Here is a 20,110-nt window from a genome sequence, read left to right as displayed (position 1 = left end):
AAGCAAAGAAACCTGGAAAAAGAGATGAACAAGAATAAAAATTTAGTGGGGAAAGAGGGATGATTATGGATGACCGTGTCTTTCGGAATGCCATGGGAAAATTCGCAACAGGCGTCACGGTAATTACAACAGAGGTGGATGGTGAATCGCATGGCATGACGGCAAATGCATTTATGTCGGTTTCTTTAACGCCGAAACTGGTACTGATTTCAATTGGCGAAAAAGCAAGAATGCTTGATAAAATCCAGCGTTCCCAAAAATTTGTCGTCAATCTGTTGTCGGAAGAACAACAAGAGATTTCCATGTTATTTGCCGGACAATTAAAGGAAAAAAGGGAAATTGAGTTTGATTATATTGACGGATTGCCGCTGATACAAAATGCCTTGGCTAACATTGTCTGTGATGTCTATAGTACGCAGGTAGCCGGCGATCATACACTGTTCATCGGGGAAGTGAAAGAACTTGTTTTAAAAGATGGTGAGCCTTTAACCTTTTTTCAAGGCAAATATGGTGGTTTTATAGAAAAAACGCCGGCTGTATAAGGAAGTAGAGCAACCATTCTATCCCTTTTTGTGATGAAAACATCGGGTAATAAACGAAATTAGTCGTTTTAATGAGAAGGAGCGTTCATCGTTTTGAAAAGAGCAATCCGTTCATAGATCAATAGATACGATTATGGCAGCGGTATCCAGTACTGTTGCCTTTTTTTAAAATGTAGCCCTGTTTCTTCTATTAGGGAAATAGTTCGTTTAAATCCAAAGGCCTATTAGGATTATTTTCAATAAAGTCATTCGGAAATATGAGGTGATGGCGATATGGTTCAATTGAATGAAAAAGTAAAAGAAAAAAATCAACTGAATTATGAAAAAATAGCTTCTTCCCCTGAGTTTACCCAACTTATCACTAAAAAGAAAATGTTCATTATCCCTTATACTCTCTTTTTCATATGCTATTCTTTGCTATTGCCTTTTTTATCTTTCTATACCAATATACTTAACCACAACATAATCGGCGATATCACTTGGGGCTGGCTTTATGGCGTTTCCATAATTGCCATGTCACTCTTTGTCTGCAGCATCTATGTGATCAAGTCACAGCAGTTTGATGAAGACATTCAAAAAATCATAGAGAAGGAAGGGTTATAGAATGGGCATAAATGTCATAATCCTCTTTGCCATCATGTCCGTGGGCACACTTTTAATCACCTATTATGCATCGAAAAAAACAAAAACAGCCAGTTCATTCTATACAGCAGGGGGCGGTTTAACAGCTCGGCAGAATGGACTTGCCCTTGCAGGCGATTTCATGTCAGCTTCCACATTTTTAGGATTGATCGGTGCATTTGCTTTAACAGGATTTGATGGCTTTTTCCTTATGTTTGGTGCCTTGGTCTCATTTCTGGTCGTCTTGTTTTTGGTTGCAGAACCATTAAGGAATCTGGGGAAGTACACATTGGGAGATATGATTACAACCCGCTATAAATATAAGCAAGTCAGAGGAGTGACAGCTTTCAACACGTTGTTCATTTCTATCTTTTATATGCTAGGGCAATTGGTGGCCGCTGGAGCTTTATTTAAATTGCTTTTAGGCATTCCCTATAATGTGTCCGTTATTATTGTAGGGATTGTTATGCTGATTTTTGTATTATTCGGCGGTATGACCGCGACAAGCTGGGTCCAAATCATAAAGGCTGTATTATTGGTAGGAGGCACGTTTATCTTATTTTGTTTGGTGATGTGGAAGTTTCATTTTAATTTTCTTGACGTATTTACACAAGTAAAAACAGCAACGCCATTTAAAGGCGACTTTTTGCTTCCGGGGATTAAATATGCCAGCGGGTGGGACGCTGCATCCTTAAGCTTAGGCCTTATTCTGGGAACAGCAGGCTTGCCGCATATACTCGTCCGGTTTCTGACAGTGCCGAATGCCCAAGTCGCCAGAAAGTCGGTTGTATGGGTCATGTGGATTATGGGCGGCTTTCACATTATGGTCATCTTTCTTGGCTTGGGTGCTACTAAATTAGTTGGATTGAAATCGATTGTGGAAGCCAATCCTGCAGGAAATATGGCGGCCCCGTTGCTTGCTAAATTAGTCGGAGGCGATTTCTTATTCGCTTTTATCTCAGCCGTTTCTTTTGCTACCATTCTTGCTGTTGTAGCGGGGATTGTAGTGACAGGAGCATCCGCCTTTTCCCATGATTTCTATAATGAAATCATAAAGGATGGAAAAGCAACAGAAAAACAGCAAATGTTCATGGCCAGAGGCGCATCCATCGCCATTACGGTGATTTCGATTTTATTATCGTTATTCCTGCAACAATTCAACGTTGCCTTTCTGGCATCCATTGCCTTTACCATTGCAGCCAGTTCTAATTTGCCTGTCATTTTATTTACGATTTATTGGCGTAAGTTCAATAAAACAGGCGCTATGATCGGCATGATTGCCGGTTTGGCCTGTACAGTTCTGCTGGTGGCGATTGGACCGAATGTGTGGAGTCCGGTTGAAGGGGCCGCTTTGTTTACAGGAAAGCCGTTATTCCCATTAGCATCGCCAGGTATCGTTTCCATCCCATTCGGGTTTCTGGCTTGTTATATAGGAACGGTGATCGGAGCTAAAAAGAATGCAGCTTCAGATGATAACTATGCGGAAATCCTTGTTAAATCGACAACTGGAAGCGATATAAAAGGCATTGCAAATCATTGATAGATTGGACGGTTAATGAAAGAGACACAAAATCCCCCGGAACATTATTTTCCGGGGGATTTGTTGGCTGTTAAGAAATAGGTCATTACGCTTGCGATTTAAAACGCTGATGGATATTATTTTTCTTATAGGTTCCCGACTCATTGAATTCGTATAATTCCATCGAGAGCGCTACATATCTTTTGGAGAAGAGGGGGGCTAAATGGGTTTCCATCATGCTGAATAGTTGATCGCAGACCATTTTTTTATTGTCTTCCGTACGGCCTGCCCCAATCTTTAAAGTGGCATGGACAAAAGCATCATCCTCGGAACCATCGGCAATACAATAATGAGTTATTTCGATTGCTCTTGACCGGATGCCGCCTATAGGAAAAATAGCAGGATGCGCCATAAGGATCTTATTCACTTTTTTCAACAAGTCGTCAATTTGGATATCGTCTGCAAGATTGTTGGTATATTCGATAATCATATGTGGCATAAAAGGTATCCTTTCTTTAAGGAATCATTGATTTATCTGTAAAGAGTTCATCGCTTACAATTGTGTTGGCGAGCCTGCCTATACCTTCTATTTCCGTAATTATTTCATCCCCGACCGCTGTTTGCGCCAAGCCTTCCGGTGTTCCTGTCAATATGATATCGTTGGGCCTAAGTGTCATAAATCCGCTGAAGTACTCAATCAAATCGGCTATGCTGAAAATCATGTCCTTGGTAGTGCCTTGTTGTGTAAGCTTCCCGTTGATATACGTTTTGAGCGTCAGATTCATAGGGTCTGGTATATCTTCCTTATCTACCAGCCATGGCCCAATCGGTGTGCAAGTATCCCGGTTTTTAACCCGGAGATTCGGCCTGTAATAGTTTTCAAGATAATCCCGGATTGCATAGTCATTGGCAATTGTATAGCCTTCAATATAATCATAGGCTTCTTCTTTTTTGACATGTTTGGCCGTCTTGCCAATGACAATTGCCAACTCACATTCATAATGCATATTGTCCACATCACGGGGCCGCTTTGTTTGGCCGCGGTGTCCGATAAACGTATTAGGGCCTTTCAAGAACGCCAATGGTTCAGAAGGGGCATTGAAAGCCAATTCTTTAGCATGGTCCGCATAATTTAATCCCAATGCAAAAACGGTCCCTGGTTCCACAGGAGGAAGCCAAACGACTTCTTCTTCATCCACCAATCGGCCGTCATTCAAACGCAAGCGACCATTTTCTTCGTATGCTTCATGGATCGCCCCGCTATAGGCGACACGCGCTCTCTTCATAGAAATCCCTCCAATGAGTAGGTTTCTTCCGCTATAATCTTATTTTCCAGGCAGCCGATTTCATCACTTTCAATGACAACCCGGTCGCCGATTTTTGCCAAGGGAGCGTTTTCTGGAATGCCGGCCAGCAGCAAGTCCCCTTTATTCAACGTCATAAATTCCGTTATATCCGCTATCAATTTAGGGATCGGGCGGACAAGATTGGCTGGGGAATGGACTTGCATCAGTTCACCGTTGATATAAACACGTATGGTTAATGCTTCAGGATGGGGGAGGGAATCTCTATCCACGATCCACGGACCGATTGGACAAAACTTGTCGCGGGCTTTAAACGGGATTGCTGGCCGGTAAACGCTTTTATGAGGGATGCTGATATCATTTACAAGAGTGTATCCTTCTATATATTCCATTGCTGTTGCTTCCGGTACCCTGGTTGCCGTTTTGCCGATGACTATGCCAAGACAGGCTCCAATCTCCAATTGTTCGCAACCTTCCGGCATTGGCACAGGCTCTCCAAAGGATGTAAACGTATTATTCGGTTTGATATAGAGAATGGGGGCTGAGGGAGGTTTGTTGTACGGCGGTTTATGCATGATATCTTGCAATGCGTCAATTGAACTTTTGTAGTTAAGCAATGTTCCATAGACAGTTCCATTGATCGGCACATCCAACGGCATACGGTTAATCGCGAACTTTTTACCTTTGTAAAGGATATGTCCATCGCTCGTTTCAGCTGCTTCTAAATAGGGGCTGCTTTTGAACTTAAGCCTAATATTAGCCATTTTGATCGCTCCTTAAAAAAGAAATCATATATGATATGATATATGGTTAGTTCACAATATTCAATAAATATGTAAAATTGTAATAATTATACAAAAGTATTCTTATGAATTTGTTTTAAGGGGATAAGGATCGTGTTAGGTAATGCAAAAACAGGAATGCCTTATTGGAGAAAAATACATTTAAGATATGAACGTTATTTGTAAAGAATATACCTAAAGTATGATGCTTTCCGGCTGTTTTTTATGGTACATAGACACGTTATTTTTGGTGCTTTCTCTAAAGAATTGAAGCTTTCTAATCGTACATGTATAGGCCATTGTGTTTAGAAAAATAAGTGTATTTTTTGGGGGATTGCGCCACATATTTTTAAATTGACTTCCTATTAATCATCAGCTATGATGTTCAGAGAACAAACCGAGACCATATAGCAATATTTATTTTAAGGTTTTTAGAAATGCAACGGAGAGAGTTAAAACAGCAACGGAAATAGGTCATTTTGATGTATAGGGGGTAAATGCAAAGTGTTAAAGAAATGTATGCGTCTTTTAAAAATTGGTTGCACCAATGTCAATCTAGTTCTGGATACCAAGGAGTATAGATGCGGAGATCTTGTTTCTGGGCACTTTCAATTAACCGGCGGTCGGATGAACGAAACCATTAAGAGACTTGAATGCGATTTATTGATCAAAGACTGCAAAAATCAGAAGGTCTTGTCTCGGGAAAGTGCGGCAACCATATTGATGACTAAGACCTTAGGCAATGAGGAAAGCATCCGGATTGCTTTCAAGTATCAATTGCCCGATAACCTGCAGCCAAGTTCCGATCAAGTCGTTTATATGTTTCATACACGAGTTATCTTTTATGATAACCATAAAGGAATGGATTATGACGAGATCAGAATTTGTTCCTGATATAGGCTCTGATTGTTAATTTAATGGATTTTTTTTAATAGGTATCGAAGAAAGGAGTTTTGTTACGTTATACTCCTTTATATATTACTGGCGCTAGATCTCCCACATACATTGCCTCGTTTCGCGCATCAGTTGAAGTGGGTCTTGGTGCCGGTTGGAATGAGATAAAATGGAAATTGAAATAACACCCGGACTCTTTTGAGTTGGGTGTTATTTGTTTTATAATAAGGCTTTTTATACATAAAGTCATCTATCCTGTTTATACAATGTGTATCCGGAAAATTCTAAGGCGTTGGGTTCCCAATGTGCTAGTAGAGTTGTGTTTCCAGGCACAAATGTGAAAGGCAAATAATCGTGTGCTAGAAGAAAATAGGAAACGATCTGCACAATTCAAATTTTATGAAGTACGTAAAATTTATTGCTGCTGATATAACTTCACCGTTTTTCATGCTCTATAATTCGCCGTTTACAGCAAAAACAACTGTTCCAAAGTTTAAGGAATATACCAAACACGGTAAAATAGATGTAAAGAGGGATCGTACTCTAATACAGAGCCAATGTCCCCGTACCAAGAAATAAGCCCCGCTCATTAAGAAGATAGTTATTAAAGAAACTATGGGTTGTAAAAGGAGTAGGCTCTTGATTGTCTAGACTTTCTGGAGCGTAACAGCCATTACTCATCGCTCTTCAAGCCCCTCCATGTTCTACGATTCTTATTGCATAAAAAGCAAAGGAGGATAACAGGATGAATCAAAAGGAGAGAATTGAACAGTATCTACACAAACTTTGTAAGGAAATTGGGCCGCGGCCTACAGGATCTAATGCTAACCGTGCGGCGGTGGAATTTGCATGCGCGGAGTTTGAAGCGGGCGGGTTGTCAGTGGAACGACAGGAATTCGACTGTATGAACTGGCAGAATCATGGTGGCACTCTAAAGGTTGACGGACAGAGCGCCACGATTGCTCCGGCTCCCTACTCCCTTCCATGCAGTGTGCAGGCCGAGCTTATCTGTATCAGATCGGTAAAGCAACTGCGAAAAGCTGACCTCACCAGCAAAATTGTGGTTCTGTATGGAGAACTGTGCCAAGAGCCTCTAATGCCTAAAAGTTTCATGTTTTGGAATCCGGAGGAGCATCAGGAAATTATCGCCCTGTTGGAAAGAGGAAAGCCTTGCGCCGTGATCACAGCTAGCCTGGATTCCAACGAATTGATCCCGGTGATTGAAGATGGAGATTTTGAAATTCCCTGTGCTGTGGTGTCGAAGAGTAGCCTCTCCTTGCTTTTATCCGGTGAAACCGCGGAGCTGACCCTTCGCACAGACCGCAGTGCCACACGGGCGGCCAATGTGATTGCTACTTATGGCGATGGACCGCAAAAGGTTTGCTTCTCTGCCCATATCGATACAGCACCCGGGACGCCTGGTGCTTTGGATAATGCTTCTGGTGTCGCGGTTCTGCTTGCGCTTGCGGCCAGTCTGAGGGGAAACGATTACCCCTATCGTATTGAATTTGTTCTCTTTAACGGCGAGGACTATTACTCGAACGCCGGTGAAATGATCTATCTCCGTTCCAGTTTAGCCACTCCTGACGAATATATATGCGCTTTTAATGTGGATGGCGTTGGACTGCGAGGCAGCAATATCTCTTACTCGTTTTATGAATGTCCCGCAACCCTGGAGGAGGCCGTGATAAATCTTGGCCGGCAGACACCGGAATTTGAGCAGATCGACCCGTGGCCTCAAGGCGATCACACGCTGTTTGCCGTTTCCGGCGTTCCAGCGATAGCTATAACGTCCTCCAAAATATTTGAATTGTTGAAATCCATACTTCATACGGAAAACGATAAAATTGAGCTGCTAGACATAGACAAGTTGGAGCGCCTCGTCGATTTTCTGCAGCATTCAATCTAAAAATGGCAAATGCCATGGATTCTATTCAGGGCATGTGCTCTAGCCGTTGAAAGTTTAAATATGTTTTTCTTCTATCTCCATCATTTGGAATGATAACGTAAAATTAGACACTTAATTTAAGGAATGTTTTCTTTAAACCAGACGAAGTATAAAGCTTAAATATACCAATGTTTCATGAATTCTGAAATGTTTAAGCCAAGGGATGTGATCATATAATTCGGTACTTAAAGTATTCTTGACATTTTATATTCGCTATCATAAACAGAGAGAATATAAAAGCACAACACCCTAAGGCATTGTGCTGGATAAATTTATAATTGCTTAAGCTTAAGTATTAAGATTATTTAAAGTAGTGTTATCTGGATTAGTCTGTTCATACCCAGTATCTCCACCTCTCCAATATCCATCAACATGTGTTCCATCTGATCTATCATAGGCTTGTACATAGTGAGAGTCAACATGGTGTGTATCAGGATTTGGATTAATATCTTCTACACCAACAACTCCAGTTTCTAATACACTTGCTTGAGCCACATTGTAATCTGTTGCATCAGTTTCAGCAACATCTACGTCACTTACATCGACTCCATCTACAATATCAATTACACCAACGGCTAAAGCACCTACTGCAACAGTAGTAACGATACCAGCAGCACCTTTTTTAACACTATCCATATCTCCCTCAATAGCACCAACTATGATGTCACCACTGTTTTTTAATACATTTTTAGCAGAGTTATAAACTCCTTTTGCTGTCTGACCTACAGCGGTACCCATTTCAGACAAACCTTGATCTCTCTTTGAAGGGTCATCATTGATAAGTCCTGAAACTGTACCTAATGCACCGTCAGTAAAAGTACCAAGGGCTTCACCAGCAAATTTAGAGGAATGCTTAACACCATTTCCTATATTCTCTAACATTTTTATTTCAGTTACTTCCCCTATAAATTTAATTGGGCTACCTATAACTATGCCAGCTAATCCTCCCAACCCTTTACCTAATTCATTAAATATACCCACTCTAAATACCCCCATCTTTTACCTACTTTTCTATTATATTACAGTTATGGGGACTAGTCATTAATTCGTTTCATAATTAAATTAAGTGAATTTTATTCTGAGATTAAAAGGAGAAATAGTTGGAACTATAACACCTTTTAATGGAATAAAAAATGGAGTTTTTTAGTCTGAAAGAGATTTATTAAAGAAGAATGTGAGTTTAGTTTCAAATCCAAAATATAAGCTATTGACTGAAGAAGAAAAGGAATACCTTGATGCTGCAGTATATTCTGTTAAAATGGGGCATCATCGGTTCGAGAGAAATGCGATTGAATATGGCTATGAAACAATAGAAGAAGCTAACAGGGCAAGTAAACCTGTATTGTTCGTAATATTATTTCATTTGAATTGATTTTTTAAACTGTCTATTTAAAGGATAGTATTAAAAATGCTTTTTAAATATTTTATATTGTTTCCTAATTAGGAAAATGTTACTATCTTTTAATGGGCCTATTAGGAAATGGGGGGGAATATGTCGATATTGTTTGGAATACTAATTGCAATCATTCTTTACTTTAGAATTAAAAGAATCATCAAGATATTTTTTTCTTTAAGATTTTGGTTAGGTTTGGTGTTAAACGGGGCTTTTTTTTATATTGTTTCATTGTTCTTTTCAGACATGGTAGAAACTTTAAGTTATTACATTGATAAATATATTCATTATTTCGCTATAGAAGATTTAGATTTCGTTGCAATGATATCAGCATATGCATTATGTTTTATTGTTTGGGTGTTTTTATGTAACAAATCTAAAGCATTTGCTACACCTTTTATATTTGTTTTATCAGTGGTTACATTAGGTCTTGTAATCTTTAATATATCAGATGGTTTCGATTCATCATTTGAGGATGGCGATAATTATGATTCTAATGATTCTTCTTCCAATCAAACATGGATAGATCCTCATGAGGTGAGGGGTTATGAAAGAAGTGATGGTACATATGTTGAATCATATTATCGAGATGGTGATGGTAATACCAATATTAATCGAGGATTAGATGAAGGCGGGGGTTATTACCGAAAATATTAACTTATAAAGTATTTTAATTTAATTCATTTTTTGAATGTGAAATAAAGATAATCTGGTGAGGAGAATAAAGTATTTTTCAGTGATTATTTTTTATCTAGTCGATGAGCAAAGTAATGTACTTTTTAATTGCCATCTAGGGGAAATAAATTGATTGATATAGGGACTAAGGAGAAAGTACCACAGTCGTTTTATAATTGAAGAAATTTAGTATAATCAATATTTTAATATCTACTTATCGAGATGTTAATCTTATGTTGAAGAAGCTGAACTTGTTAGAGCTTTTAAAGAATATCTACGGTCCGAAAGTGACTTATACAATACATACATATAAAAATTCTTGAGGGAGACAAAAGTTTGCAGATAATTGAGTAGTACACGGAAAGGGAAATTGCATATAAAAAAATGGCTATGTTCGTATAATTTGTTGCTGAGGACGGCATACTGTTATAATAATTGAACTTATTATGACAGGAGCGATTCTATTGATGTGGCTAGATATGTATGAACAAATTTCAGACCTTACCAAAGAGGAACAGAGAAAGCTCTTCTTTGCTATGAAGGAAGATTTGTTCCCAGATTCTGCAACCAATATTTCTAACAAAATTGTGGATATTCGGGAGAAACGTTTTTCTAATGGATTAGCCTGTGTACATTGTGGGAGTATGTCTGTTAAAAGAAATGGTACATATAAAGCTCGTCAACGTTATCTTTGCAAAGATTGCGGTAAATCGTTTAACGATATGACAGGCAGCCCTTTGTCTGGTACGAAATATCCTCAAAAATGGCTTAAGTACATTGAAATGATGGTGGAAGGTTGTTCATTAAGAGCTATTGCTAAAGAATTGAAAATTCACCTGAGTACCGCCTTTTATTGGAGACATAAGGTGCTGTTTGCCTTGCAATCACTTGGTCATCGGAAACTTTTAGGTGTAGTTGAAAGTGACGAAACCTTTTTCTTGGAGAGTAATAAAGGGAAGAAGAATCTTATTCATCGAAAACCTCGAAAAAGAGGCGGTTCTGCTTCTAAAAGAGGCATATCTAAAGAACAAATATGTGTGGTTGTTGCTCACGATAGAAACGGTCAAATCCTCTCTGAAGTTGCTGGTAAAGGGCGAATAACAGCACTTGAGATAGATACTGTACTTGGTGATTATTTAGATGATTCTGCTTTGTTATGCACAGATACAGCAACAAATTATAAGAAATTTGCGGCTATGAAAGGATTAAAGCACGAGGCTATTAATGCACGTAAAAAGGAATATGTTCGGCAAAATATTTATCACATCCAGCACGTTAATAGTTATCATCGTCGATTAAAAGATTGGATGCTCCGTTTTAATGGTGTGGCAACAAAATACCTAAACGGCTATTTGATATGGCATCGGTTCTTAGAATTAAACAAAAGAATTCCCTCTAAAGAAAATACAGATGAAATGTTGCTGAACGCCTGTAAAAAAGCTAATTTCACTACTGTAATCGAGATTAGAAATTTCAAATGATGTATTTTGCTAATATGTCTTATTTCACTATTGTTCAGGTTGATTGATGTGGTAATTTGAGGTTTATGGTAAAATAATACATAAGAAAGAATTGACAAAAAAGGAGTGTTTTCGTGAAAAGTAGACTGTTTATTATAGTGTTATTATTTTCTTTGTTTTTAGTTGCTTGCCAATCAGAATCAAAAGAAAATAAACCTACGAATGTAACCTTTAAAGGCGATACTGATATTTGGTCGGCTGAACTACATATGGTAAACAACCAAGAAAAAGAATTTGTTTTAAAGTATAAAGAAGAGGCTATCGGGGTTGAGAATATTGAGTTTAAACTTAATGCTCCAAACTGGGCTTGGGGTATGGGTGATATAAAATTAAATACTGAAGGCATATATGTGACACAAGATATTAACGCTGACAAAATTTCTACGTCCGAATCAGACATTATTGAAGTAGAAGTAATCTGGAATGATAAAGTTGAAACTTTTGCATTGAAAAATGAATAAAGAAGTTCAATCATAAAAGAGCACAAAGATTGTATTTAAATTAACGGGGCATTAATTCAAGAACGGAGACAGCCAAAAAGGGCTGTCTCTATTTTATTAATGTTAGCAACAATCTTTACGAACAGAGCCAAAAAAATATATTAGCTGGCAAGTTAGAAACGATTTAAAAAGGGATAGGCATATTCATTTAAGGATATGCCCTTTTTATGCTGTAAAAATACGGATATCAAATTTTTATATTGTCTTCACTTTCCATTTTCACATATTTTTCCGCTAATTCTTTAGATACAATACAAAATTCCGCAATATGGATATTGTTATGCGTATTATAGTCGAAATCATCTATTTTGGTAATCGGCAGTTTTTCTATATTTTCACTTATATAATTGGTGATTTCTTTAGCGAATTTCTTCTCGAGAAATGTTGTATAAACTCCTGCATCAGCAAGGCATGTTTGTTCATGTGGCGGTACGATTACTTCAATTTTCACTTCATGGATATGATCAGTATTGGCCATTTAATCTTCTCCTTTTGTTTGTTTCCTTTATTTTTCGTAAAAAGGAAATAATTATGCTTCTGGAAAGAAGAATGGATCCTTATCCAGCCAAAATAAAGCTAAGACTCCTACGTTAACATGAAAAAGATAGGGAAGAGATCAAATAACAATTAAAGCTAAGTTGGTTCTAGAGAAGGAAGGATGATGAACCCCAAAAATTCTACGTTTCACGTTATCGTATAATTATTGCCTTTCATTAACATAATGAATCTATAGCTATAATGATTCTGGAGGTAACAACGTTGAGTGAAGCGAGCTTAGGTTTAATTGCCATGAAGGTTTGTATTGGTTTTGCCTCCTTGTACATCATCCTTATTATGACAGGAAGAACTTCATTATCCCAATTAACACCTTTCCATTTTGTGTTTATTCTCATGCTTGATGATTTTTTAGGGCATATCATATATGAAAATAATGTAAGCGTGATAAAATTTCTTTACGCTATTGGCTTATGGACAGTCCTTATGTTGATTTTAAGGATTACCGCGCAGAAAAGCATAAAAATTAGATTTATGCTGCAAGGGAAGCCGGCAATTCTGATCAGGAACGGAATAATAGACCCTGAAGTAGTCAAAAAAAGTAAGTTGGACATCAATCAAATATTAAGTTTGCTCCGGCAAAAAAGTGTGTTTTCAGTAAGGGAAGTTGAGTTTGGTATTTTGGAACCCAATGGCCAAATTAGTATTGCTTTCAAATCTAAATATCAAAAACCAAATATGCAGGATTTTCATTTCACTGAAAAACAAGTAGAATTACCGATCACATTGATAATGGATGGAGAAATCATAATGGAAAATTTGCATGAAACTGGCCATGATGAAGAATGGTTACTAAAAGAACTGAATACTAATGGGTACAAAGGCTTAAATAATGTCTTTTATGCTGACTGGAAAGAAGATGGGGGATTATATATTTCACCTAAATAATGTAGATCGTTGAAGAAGGTCATACTTCTTCATATTTGATGGACGAGAATCTATCTTTTTATCCTAAAACAGAAAAATGAGGATGGTACAATATGGTGCTGTTTTCATTTTTTCTTAAATGGTTATATCAATCTATCTTTATCGTGCCGGCCATTCAAACTTGACTTATAGCCTGGGCCTCGGAGAATGGGAAGCTGTGTTAAGGCGCCCTCCCTTAGGGCCTGTTGCCCCTAAAGCGCATGATATGGAAAGGGAATTCACCGTCCTTACCCATTTGCATCCAATCTTTCCGGCAGCTCCTAAGCCTTATGCCTTTTGCGATGATGAGACTATAATAGGCAGCCCTTTTATGATTATGGAAAGAAAGCGGGGAATCGTGCTGGATACTGCTTTTTTCAGAAGGAGTGGCAGCTACGGAACAGGTGTGCAAGCAACTATCGGAAATCATGGTCAAACAACTGGTGAATCTGCACGGGATTGATTACCGTTAAACTGGTTTCAAGGAAATGGGCCAGCCCGACGGATTCATGGAAAGACAAGTTTATGGTTGGATAAAGAGATACAATGCATCTAAAACGGATGACATTCCGGCGTGGAGAAACTTATGGATTGGCTGGTCAAACAATTTATTTTAAATGATATCTGTTTAAACTACATCACCATTCTGTTGGGCAGCAAGAAGAAATCATGCGGGACGATTCTCTGGATTGTGAAGAAAAGCTTAATAAATTGGTATTGATGCTGTTGCGAAGTATTAAAGACCAGCGGAGCAGTGCCCGTATTTTTTTTCGGGATATGAGAAATTTGGAAGATTCGCAATTTGAAAAGATCCAGGAGCAACGGGATCTTTTCAGGGAAAACTATCAGACTGTTATAGATGAAGGTATTTCTTCCGGCGTATTCCGGAAAGATTTAAACGGTGATATGATTACGTTTGGCATCCTCGGCATGACGAATTGGACATACTATTGGTTTGATCCTGAAGGCGAGGTGTCGGAGGAGGAACTCTCAACGATTTTCCTTGATATGATTTTAAATGGCATCCATGCACAAAAATGAGATGTCATACTTGCCGGGATTCCATTATCTTTACGGATGTTTGGGTCGCTCGCATTTGATGAAAAAAGCTCCCGTTATTATTAACGGGGCTTTTTTCATTTGCAACCCCTTTTATAGGGCTTGCAGATTGCTATTTAATTAAATGTTGTTGGTGCTACACTTCAAGTTCCATAAGCTTATAAAGGTCCATCTCTTCTTTTATATTCTTCATTTTGTGGTCAAGATAATGGACCATTTCTGCTGCCGCTTTAAGTTCGGATGTCAATGAGGCAGGCACTTCCTTTTGGAACTTATAATAAATCTTATGCTCCAAACTCGCCCAGAAATCCATGGCAATTGTTCTGATTTGGATTTCGACACAAACGTTTTCTGTACGGTCAGTCAAAAAGACCGGCACCTCGACAAGAATATGCAAGCTTTCGTAGCCATTGGGCTTCGGTTCAGCGATATAATCCTTAACTTGAAGCACTTTTACGTCATCTTGGCCTTTAATGATTTCAAAAATGGTGTAGATATCCGAGATAAAGGAACAGATCACCCGGATTCCAGCAATGTCTTTAATATGCTTGTCAGCGTTTTCGATGGTGGGTTCCAACCCTTTTCGCCTTAATTTCCTGATGGTGCTATCTGGTTTCTTGATGCGGGATTTAATATGTTCTATTGGATTATGGTCGTGCAGGAATTGGAATTCATCATTGATAATATTCAGCTTCGTGTTCATTTCATCTAGTCCAAACTTATATTTCATCATGAAGAATTGCCATTGTTTTAAAGTTTCTTTATCCATTTCCATCATTTGCGTAATCTCCTGTAAGTCATTTAATTTCTATATAGGGTTTATACACTATCATTCTAGAATAGCGAAGGTAAGAATAATAGTGGAAACTCTTATGAAAATTCTTTTTGTTTGTGTTGGACAGAACGTTTTGGCCAATCATATGGGGGAGGGCGGATCTTTGATTCAACGTTGACAGCAGGAATTTGATTGCATACTATGGATACAGGAAAATAGTGGTGAAATATCTTGAGAACATAGACGGGAGAGATCGGATGAAACCATACAAAAGAGTGCTCATAAAGCTGAGCGGCGGTGCGCTGTCTGACCAAAATGGAAATAGCTTTAACAATGCCATGCTCGACCATATTGCAAATGAAGTGCTTTCTATTATTGAATCGAATATTGAAGTGGCCATTGTGGTGGGTGGGGGCAATATTTTTAAAGGGAAATTTGCGCAGGCTTGGGGGATTGATCGCGTAGAAGCTGATAATATCGGTACATTGGGCACAATTATCAATAGCTTAATGCTGCGTGGGGTGTTTAAGTCAAAGACAGTCCGAGACGTTCGGGTGATGTCGTCTATTCCTGTGACTACGGTTGCTGAACCGTATATCCGGCTAAAGGCGATCCGCCATTTGGATAGGGGCAGCATTGTCATCTTTGGCGGCGGTAACGGGCAGCCTTTTGTAACGACCGATTATCCAAGCGTCCAGCGGGCAATCGAGATGGGCTGCGATGGCATATTGGTCGCAAAGCAAGGAGTGGACGGCGTGTATACGGAGGATCCCAAATCAAATGGAGACGCCAAGATGTTTAAGACCTTGAATTATAATGATGTCATTTCGAATAATATTCAAGTGATGGACCAATCTGCATTATTATTGGCGAGGGATTACCAGTTGCCTGTACATATTTTTAATTTTGAGCAAGTCGGGGCTATGAGAAGCATTTGCTTGGGAGAACAGCAAGGGACATTAATATCGGCAGGAATGACAGAATTTATGCTAGAATAATTATCTGAATAATCTGTTTTTCCATAGTGCTGCCTACACTAAGAAAAAGATGAAAGATTCACTGATCGATCTGACACTTGTTTACGTTTCAATGGTTGCTTTAGTCGTTATTCTTTTTTCTTTTAAAAACGTAAGATGCTCTAATGTGAAATACAAAGCGCATAAGAAAGAGGGGAGACACTATGGATAAGAAAACGAAAGAAATGGGCGCTTCGATTGAGTACCGGCCGGACGGGGAAGAATTGGACCTTAAGAATAATCCTGGATTCGGAAAGCCCTTGCCAAAAACATTTTTCAAAGGAAATGTGTATGATTCTTTTGTAAAGATTGCCAAGGATGCCGGCTACTTGCCTCCATGGCTGGAAAAGAAGAAAGCAATCCATAAAAAGCTGTTATTATTAATAGAGCATGTCGATCAACACGCAGCAATAGAAAAAATAGAGGAAGAAATCGCTTCCGTAAATAAAGAAATCATCTCTTATAACGCATTATGTCCTGTGGCTATGCAAAAGCCTCCTATCTATTTTGATAAAATAAAGGAGCAAGAGAAATCTTGGCAATGAGTGATAAGGAGTGAATCAAATGATCATAGCTGCTGCCCAAATCAGTACAACAGAAAATAAAAAAGAAAATTTGGATAAATGTTTGGCCTATATCAGGTTGGCTGCCCAGCAAAATGCTCGGATAATCGTTTTGCCAGAAATGAGCATGGCATTGGTTACGGCAGAGAACGGGATTAAACCAACGGTGGTTGCAGAGCCGATTGACGGCCCTTTTGTAAAAGCTTTGCAAAAAGCAGCGGCAGTTGCAGAAGCCTATGTGATATGTGGGATTTTCGAATGTGTCGAAGGAAATGAAAAACAGGCATATAATTCGTTGGTTGTTATCAATCCTGACGGCAGCATTGAGCGTGTATATCGTAAAACACATCTTTATGACGCTTTTTCATACCGTGAATCCGACACAATCTTAAAGGGTGACGAACTGTTTGAACCGTTAGATACGCCTTTCGGGAAAATTGGCTTGATGGTCTGTTACGAGCTTCGTTTTCCGGAAATCGCTAGACAGCTCTCAATCCAGGGGGCAGACATGATTATTATCCCGGCCGGATGGGTGAAAGGACCGATGAAAGAAACGCATTGGGACATCTTGCTGAAGGCCCGGGCAATTGAAAACACAGTCTTTGTTTGCGGGTGTAATCAAACCGGCTCGATTTATACGGGCAGAAGTGCTTTGGTCGATCCAATGGGCAAGATCCTCAAGCAATTAGAATCAGAAGAAGGTGTGATATCAGATTATATTGATCGCAATCTAGTAGCGGAAACAAGAAAAAAAGTTCCTTGTTTGGCTAATCGGCGACCAGATATATATCGCATTTGACACCGCTTGGCCGGGTATGACATATACTGCCAAAAAAATGTTCTAAGGCAGGTAACATATCGTATGAAAAAAATCATTGGCGGCGTTTTTGGGCGACAGGAATTATTCAAAACAGCAATTCGGGATAAAGTATCCGAACAATCCGTTCCTATCCCGATCGGGGAACAGGGGCTTCAATGGTTATTGAACAGGCACAGCAACTCTATCACGGGGTTAAATATTCAATTGGATGATGAGCGGATAACGCTGTCAGGCAGCTACCGGGCAGGCATCTTAAACCTGCCTTTTGAGATTAAATGCAAGCCGATATCCGCAGAACAAAGGACTATTTGCCTTTTAATCGAGCAAATGAAGCCTTTTAATAAGGAATGGATCAGGAAGAAGCTGTTTAATAAGCAGGAAGGAATCCGCTATAGGGATGGAATGCTGTTCGTGGATTGCAATCAATTGAAGGGAGTCAAGGCAGTCCCTGTGGGATCTATAAAGGACGTTTACTTGAAAAACAAAAAACTATGGCTGAGGATTGGCCTCTAAGACGATGAAAAGCTGCAGATGCGGCTTTTTTTATTGTATCAAGGAATCCTCACAGGGTATTATTAATGAATGCAGTGTTTATATGCAGACAGCAGTCAATCACGCCAAGTCCACATACATATTTCATGGGTATGAAAACAACAATACTACCATTACTTGAGTTCAAAGGAAGTGTACAAAAGAAAGAAAGGTGACACAATGATTTATAAGGATCTTTTTATGGCTTTTTTCCGTGTGGGAATGCTTAGCTATGGAGGTGGTCCATCGGTTATTCCACTAATAAAAATAGAAGCGGTGAATGGTCACAAATGGATGGACGACGAAGAATTTTCTGATTTAATTGCCCTAGCCAATGCTTTGCCTGGACCGATTGCGACTAAATTAGCTGGTTATATCGGCTATCGGCAGAAAAGCTGGCTGGGCATGCTAGTGGCTGTCATAGCTTCCGTGATGCCGACAGTACTCATCATGATTGCGTTTTTGGGCCTGATATCGAATTATCGCGATCAAGGCTGGGTTCAAGGTATGACCTCTGCTGTCATACCGGTTGTGGGTGTCATGCTCGCAACAATGACTTGGGATTTTGCCGATAAGTCATCAAAGACGATGGGCTGGATAAAAACGTTATTTTTTATGGCAGCTGGTTTTTTCTTGATGGAAGTCATCCATATCCCGACCCCGATTGTCATTATAGTAGTCTTGGTCGTTGCTCTTATCTTGCCTTCTTCAAAAAATAAAGGGGAAGCTAAGGAGGGGAAAGCATGATTTATTGGCAGATGTTTCTGGCCTTTTTTATTCCAGGCATGTTAGGCTACGGAGGCGGTCCGGCGAATATTCCCTTGGTAAAGGAACAGGTGGTTGATACATATGGCTGGATGAGCGTATCGGAGTTTAGTGAAATGATTGCTGTCGGGAATGCGCTTCCCGGACCGATTGCTACCAAAATGGCAGGTTATGTCGGATATGAAGTAGCCGGTGCAGGAGGGGCGGCCGTTGCATTGTTTGCTACCGTGGCGCCAAGCCTCATCATGATGGTGTTGTTGCTTGCGGTGATTATGAAGCATAAGGACTCCCCAAAGGTCAAACGGCTCACTAACTTCATCCGGCCGATCATTGCAGTGTTGCTCGGTGTGATGGCCCTTCGTTTTTTTATAGAAGGGTATGAAACAGTCGCGCTGGCACAGACAATCATCATTGCGGTTGCTGCCTTCTTGTTGATGGAAAAATTCAAAATCCATCCCGCATATGTCATCGCTGCTTCCTTGCTATACGGTGCGCTATTTTTGGGTTGATGCAGTTTTGAATCATATCAATAAGAGAGTTTCAGCGCCTTTTCGCTACAAAAAAGGCATTTAACATAGTATAGTAGCCTTAGACTATATGTGGGGGAGCATAATAGAATGTTGAAAATGGTATCATGGAACGTGAATGGCATTAGAGCGTGTGTGAAAAAAGGGTTTCTCGATTATTTTCACAGCGTGGACGCCGACATTTTTTGTATCCAGGAAACAAAACTGCAGGAAGGGCAGATTGAATTGCCACTCGATGGTTACGAGCAATACTGGAACTATGCAGAGAGAAAAGGCTATTCCGGTACGGCTGTTTTTACTAAGCAAAAGCCGTTGTCGGTATCGTATGGCATTGGAGGCAAGGAATCTGAATTTGAAGGAAGATCATTGACCCTCGAATTTGAACAGTTTATCTTATTGAATGTCTATACGCCGAATTCAAAAAGGGATTTATCCCGCTTGGGCTACCGTTTACAATGGGAAGATGAGATCAGGGCCTATATGAAAAGCCTGAATACCATTAAACCAGTCATATTATGCGGTGATTTAAACGTGGCGCACCAGCCGATCGACTTAAAAAATGCGGCTGCCAACCGAGGCAATTCCGGCTTTACGGATGAAGAAAGAAACAAAATGAGCCTTTTACTGGAATCCGGCTTTGTGGACAGTTTCCGTTACCTCTACCCTGATGCAGCGGAGCGTTATTCATGGTGGAGTTATATGAATAAGGTTAGGGAGCGCAATATTGGTTGGCGCATCGACTATTTTATTGTTTCAGAATGTTTGGCTCCCAATTTGAAGGATGCTTTTATACATAGTGATATTTTAGGAAGCGATCATTGTCCGGTGGGCATACTGTTAGACTTGTAATAGCCAAAAACAGAAGAAACCGCCAAATCGCAACAGGAGGAAATGA

The 20,110-nt window shown here is 39.5% G+C and carries 24 protein-coding genes; 18 read left to right on the top strand and 6 right to left on the bottom strand.

Annotated elements, in window-relative coordinates:
- The first annotated feature begins 65 nt into the window (after positions 1-65).
- The 3 genes from BN1765_RS10970 (at position 66) to BN1765_RS10960 (ending at position 2,703) form a co-directional block, all read left to right on the top strand.
- On the top strand, positions 66-542 hold the full coding sequence (locus tag BN1765_RS10970) for a flavin reductase family protein (RefSeq protein ID WP_050615169.1): 477 nt from the start codon (positions 66-68) through the stop codon (positions 540-542).
- Between the two features lie 273 nt (positions 543-815).
- Entirely contained in the window at positions 816-1,145 is a 330-nt protein-coding gene (locus BN1765_RS10965; RefSeq protein ID WP_050615168.1) for a DUF485 domain-containing protein, read from the top strand.
- Between the two features lies 1 nt (position 1,146).
- Entirely contained in the window at positions 1,147-2,703 is a 1,557-nt protein-coding gene (locus tag BN1765_RS10960) for a solute symporter family protein (RefSeq protein ID WP_050615167.1), read from the top strand.
- A gap of 85 nt (positions 2,704-2,788) precedes the next feature.
- Here the strand turns inward: BN1765_RS10960 and BN1765_RS10955 are convergent, their stop codons facing one another.
- Genes BN1765_RS10955 through BN1765_RS10945 form a run of 3 tightly spaced genes read right to left on the bottom strand, consistent with a single transcriptional unit; the run spans position 2,789 to position 4,750 of the window.
- Positions 2,789-3,181 (bottom strand): 5-carboxymethyl-2-hydroxymuconate Delta-isomerase, encoded by a 393-nt coding sequence (locus BN1765_RS10955; protein ID WP_050615166.1) that lies wholly within the window; start codon positions 3,179-3,181, stop codon positions 2,789-2,791.
- A gap of 16 nt (positions 3,182-3,197) precedes the next feature.
- Positions 3,198-3,968 carry a fumarylacetoacetate hydrolase family protein gene (locus BN1765_RS10950; RefSeq protein WP_050615165.1) on the bottom strand — a complete coding sequence of 257 codons (771 nt, stop codon included), beginning with the start codon at positions 3,966-3,968 and terminating at the stop codon, positions 3,198-3,200.
- Complete coding sequence (locus BN1765_RS10945; protein WP_050615164.1) at positions 3,965-4,750, bottom strand: fumarylacetoacetate hydrolase family protein; 786 nt, start codon at positions 4,748-4,750, stop codon at positions 3,965-3,967. Before BN1765_RS10945 ends, BN1765_RS10950 begins: the two co-directional genes overlap by 4 nt.
- Before the next feature lie 522 nt (positions 4,751-5,272).
- Here BN1765_RS10945 and BN1765_RS10940 point away from each other — a divergent pair.
- Positions 5,273-5,662, top strand: a complete 390-nt coding sequence (locus tag BN1765_RS10940) for a sporulation protein (RefSeq protein ID WP_069203018.1) — start codon at positions 5,273-5,275, stop codon at positions 5,660-5,662.
- Positions 5,663-6,407: 745 nt separating this feature from the next.
- Positions 6,408-7,571: a M28 family peptidase gene (locus BN1765_RS10935; protein ID WP_050615162.1), complete on the top strand. Its 1,164-nt coding sequence runs from the start codon at positions 6,408-6,410 to the stop codon at positions 7,569-7,571.
- Between the two features lie 327 nt (positions 7,572-7,898).
- On the opposite strand, the gene BN1765_RS10930 is transcribed toward BN1765_RS10935, so the two are convergent.
- Positions 7,899-8,591 carry a hypothetical protein gene (locus tag BN1765_RS10930; protein WP_050615161.1) on the bottom strand — a complete coding sequence of 231 codons (693 nt, stop codon included), beginning with the start codon at positions 8,589-8,591 and terminating at the stop codon, positions 7,899-7,901.
- Between the two features lie 511 nt (positions 8,592-9,102).
- Between BN1765_RS10930 and BN1765_RS19805 the strand changes: the two genes are divergently transcribed.
- The 3 genes from BN1765_RS19805 (at position 9,103) to BN1765_RS10910 (ending at position 11,659) form a co-directional block, all read left to right on the top strand.
- On the top strand, positions 9,103-9,660 hold the full coding sequence (locus tag BN1765_RS19805) for a hypothetical protein (RefSeq protein ID WP_050615159.1): 558 nt from the start codon (positions 9,103-9,105) through the stop codon (positions 9,658-9,660).
- A gap of 485 nt (positions 9,661-10,145) precedes the next feature.
- On the top strand, positions 10,146-11,159 hold the full coding sequence (locus BN1765_RS10915; RefSeq protein ID WP_050615158.1) for an IS1595 family transposase: 1,014 nt from the start codon (positions 10,146-10,148) through the stop codon (positions 11,157-11,159).
- A gap of 113 nt (positions 11,160-11,272) precedes the next feature.
- Positions 11,273-11,659, top strand: a complete 387-nt coding sequence (locus BN1765_RS10910) for a hypothetical protein (protein WP_050615157.1) — start codon at positions 11,273-11,275, stop codon at positions 11,657-11,659.
- Between the two features lie 226 nt (positions 11,660-11,885).
- Here the strand turns inward: BN1765_RS10910 and BN1765_RS10905 are convergent, their stop codons facing one another.
- Positions 11,886-12,176 (bottom strand): hypothetical protein, encoded by a 291-nt coding sequence (locus BN1765_RS10905; RefSeq protein ID WP_050615156.1) that lies wholly within the window; start codon positions 12,174-12,176, stop codon positions 11,886-11,888.
- A 281-nt stretch (positions 12,177-12,457) separates the two neighbouring features.
- Between BN1765_RS10905 and BN1765_RS10900 the strand changes: the two genes are divergently transcribed.
- The 3 genes from BN1765_RS10900 to BN1765_RS10890 all read left to right on the top strand — a co-directional run bounded on the left by BN1765_RS10900 (position 12,458) and on the right by BN1765_RS10890 (position 14,200).
- Positions 12,458-13,141 carry a DUF421 domain-containing protein gene (locus BN1765_RS10900; protein ID WP_050615155.1) on the top strand — a complete coding sequence of 228 codons (684 nt, stop codon included), beginning with the start codon at positions 12,458-12,460 and terminating at the stop codon, positions 13,139-13,141.
- 118 nt (positions 13,142-13,259) lie between these two features.
- Positions 13,260-13,622 (top strand): phosphotransferase, encoded by a 363-nt coding sequence (locus BN1765_RS19800; RefSeq protein WP_050615154.1) that lies wholly within the window; start codon positions 13,260-13,262, stop codon positions 13,620-13,622.
- Positions 13,623-13,828: 206 nt separating this feature from the next.
- Positions 13,829-14,200 (top strand): TetR-type transcription factor C-terminal domain-containing protein, encoded by a 372-nt coding sequence (locus BN1765_RS10890; protein ID WP_050615153.1) that lies wholly within the window; start codon positions 13,829-13,831, stop codon positions 14,198-14,200.
- 154 nt (positions 14,201-14,354) lie between these two features.
- Here BN1765_RS10890 and BN1765_RS10885 read toward each other — a convergent pair whose 3' ends face one another.
- Positions 14,355-14,996 (bottom strand): GTP pyrophosphokinase, encoded by a 642-nt coding sequence (locus BN1765_RS10885; protein ID WP_050615152.1) that lies wholly within the window; start codon positions 14,994-14,996, stop codon positions 14,355-14,357.
- 254 nt (positions 14,997-15,250) lie between these two features.
- Between BN1765_RS10885 and pyrH the strand changes: the two genes are divergently transcribed.
- The 7 genes from pyrH to BN1765_RS10850 all read left to right on the top strand — a co-directional run bounded on the left by pyrH (position 15,251) and on the right by BN1765_RS10850 (position 20,064).
- Positions 15,251-15,991, top strand: coding sequence for a UMP kinase (gene pyrH, locus BN1765_RS10880; RefSeq protein ID WP_050615151.1), 741 nt, complete (start codon positions 15,251-15,253; stop codon positions 15,989-15,991).
- 182 nt (positions 15,992-16,173) lie between these two features.
- The gene (locus tag BN1765_RS10875) at positions 16,174-16,554 is read left to right on the top strand and encodes a DnaJ family domain-containing protein (protein WP_050615150.1); all 381 of its coding nucleotides are present in this window, start codon (positions 16,174-16,176) and stop codon (positions 16,552-16,554) included.
- Positions 16,555-16,573: 19 nt separating this feature from the next.
- A complete protein-coding gene (locus BN1765_RS10870; protein ID WP_050615149.1) occupies positions 16,574-17,371 on the top strand; it encodes a carbon-nitrogen hydrolase family protein in 798 nt (265 codons plus the stop codon).
- 63 nt (positions 17,372-17,434) lie between these two features.
- Positions 17,435-17,905, top strand: coding sequence for a hypothetical protein (locus tag BN1765_RS10865; RefSeq protein ID WP_050615148.1), 471 nt, complete (start codon positions 17,435-17,437; stop codon positions 17,903-17,905).
- 198 nt (positions 17,906-18,103) lie between these two features.
- Positions 18,104-18,670, top strand: coding sequence for a chromate transporter (locus tag BN1765_RS10860; RefSeq protein ID WP_050615147.1), 567 nt, complete (start codon positions 18,104-18,106; stop codon positions 18,668-18,670).
- Entirely contained in the window at positions 18,667-19,197 is a 531-nt protein-coding gene (locus BN1765_RS10855; RefSeq protein ID WP_050615146.1) for a chromate transporter, read from the top strand. The genes BN1765_RS10860 and BN1765_RS10855 overlap by 4 nt, the downstream gene beginning before the upstream one ends.
- A 111-nt stretch (positions 19,198-19,308) precedes the next feature.
- Positions 19,309-20,064 (top strand): exodeoxyribonuclease III, encoded by a 756-nt coding sequence (locus BN1765_RS10850; protein WP_050616747.1) that lies wholly within the window; start codon positions 19,309-19,311, stop codon positions 20,062-20,064.
- Positions 20,065-20,110 lie beyond the last annotated feature (46 nt).

It is taken from the genome of Bacillus testis, assembly GCF_001243895.1.
GTDB classification, from domain to species: domain Bacteria; phylum Bacillota; class Bacilli; order Bacillales; family DSM-1321; genus Bacillus_AD; species Bacillus_AD testis.
The sequence above is the reverse complement of the archived record's forward strand: the minus strand, read 5'-3'. Positions and strand labels throughout refer to the sequence as shown.

Coding starts and splice junctions, on each gene's coding strand:
- BN1765_RS10950 (WP_050615165.1), bottom strand. CDS start 3,968: ATGAAGAGAGCGCGTGTCGCCTATAGCGGGGCGATCCATGAAGCATAC.
- BN1765_RS10865 (WP_050615148.1), top strand. CDS start 17,435: ATGAAAAAAATCATTGGCGGCGTTTTTGGGCGACAGGAATTATTCAAA.
- BN1765_RS10885 (WP_050615152.1), bottom strand. CDS start 14,996: ATGATGGAAATGGATAAAGAAACTTTAAAACAATGGCAATTCTTCATG.
- BN1765_RS10860 (WP_050615147.1), top strand. CDS start 18,104: ATGATTTATAAGGATCTTTTTATGGCTTTTTTCCGTGTGGGAATGCTT.
- BN1765_RS10890 (WP_050615153.1), top strand. CDS start 13,829: ATGCGGGACGATTCTCTGGATTGTGAAGAAAAGCTTAATAAATTGGTA.
- BN1765_RS19800 (WP_050615154.1), top strand. CDS start 13,260: ATGGTTATATCAATCTATCTTTATCGTGCCGGCCATTCAAACTTGACT.
- BN1765_RS10965 (WP_050615168.1), top strand. CDS start 816: ATGGTTCAATTGAATGAAAAAGTAAAAGAAAAAAATCAACTGAATTAT.
- BN1765_RS10945 (WP_050615164.1), bottom strand. CDS start 4,750: ATGGCTAATATTAGGCTTAAGTTCAAAAGCAGCCCCTATTTAGAAGCA.
- BN1765_RS10855 (WP_050615146.1), top strand. CDS start 18,667: ATGATTTATTGGCAGATGTTTCTGGCCTTTTTTATTCCAGGCATGTTA.
- BN1765_RS10935 (WP_050615162.1), top strand. CDS start 6,408: ATGAATCAAAAGGAGAGAATTGAACAGTATCTACACAAACTTTGTAAG.
- BN1765_RS10870 (WP_050615149.1), top strand. CDS start 16,574: ATGATCATAGCTGCTGCCCAAATCAGTACAACAGAAAATAAAAAAGAA.
- BN1765_RS19805 (WP_050615159.1), top strand. CDS start 9,103: ATGTCGATATTGTTTGGAATACTAATTGCAATCATTCTTTACTTTAGA.
- BN1765_RS10970 (WP_050615169.1), top strand. CDS start 66: ATGGATGACCGTGTCTTTCGGAATGCCATGGGAAAATTCGCAACAGGC.
- BN1765_RS10905 (WP_050615156.1), bottom strand. CDS start 12,176: ATGGCCAATACTGATCATATCCATGAAGTGAAAATTGAAGTAATCGTA.
- BN1765_RS10955 (WP_050615166.1), bottom strand. CDS start 3,181: ATGCCACATATGATTATCGAATATACCAACAATCTTGCAGACGATATC.
- BN1765_RS10915 (WP_050615158.1), top strand. CDS start 10,146: ATGTGGCTAGATATGTATGAACAAATTTCAGACCTTACCAAAGAGGAA.
- BN1765_RS10960 (WP_050615167.1), top strand. CDS start 1,147: ATGGGCATAAATGTCATAATCCTCTTTGCCATCATGTCCGTGGGCACA.
- BN1765_RS10875 (WP_050615150.1), top strand. CDS start 16,174: ATGGATAAGAAAACGAAAGAAATGGGCGCTTCGATTGAGTACCGGCCG.
- pyrH (WP_050615151.1), top strand. CDS start 15,251: ATGAAACCATACAAAAGAGTGCTCATAAAGCTGAGCGGCGGTGCGCTG.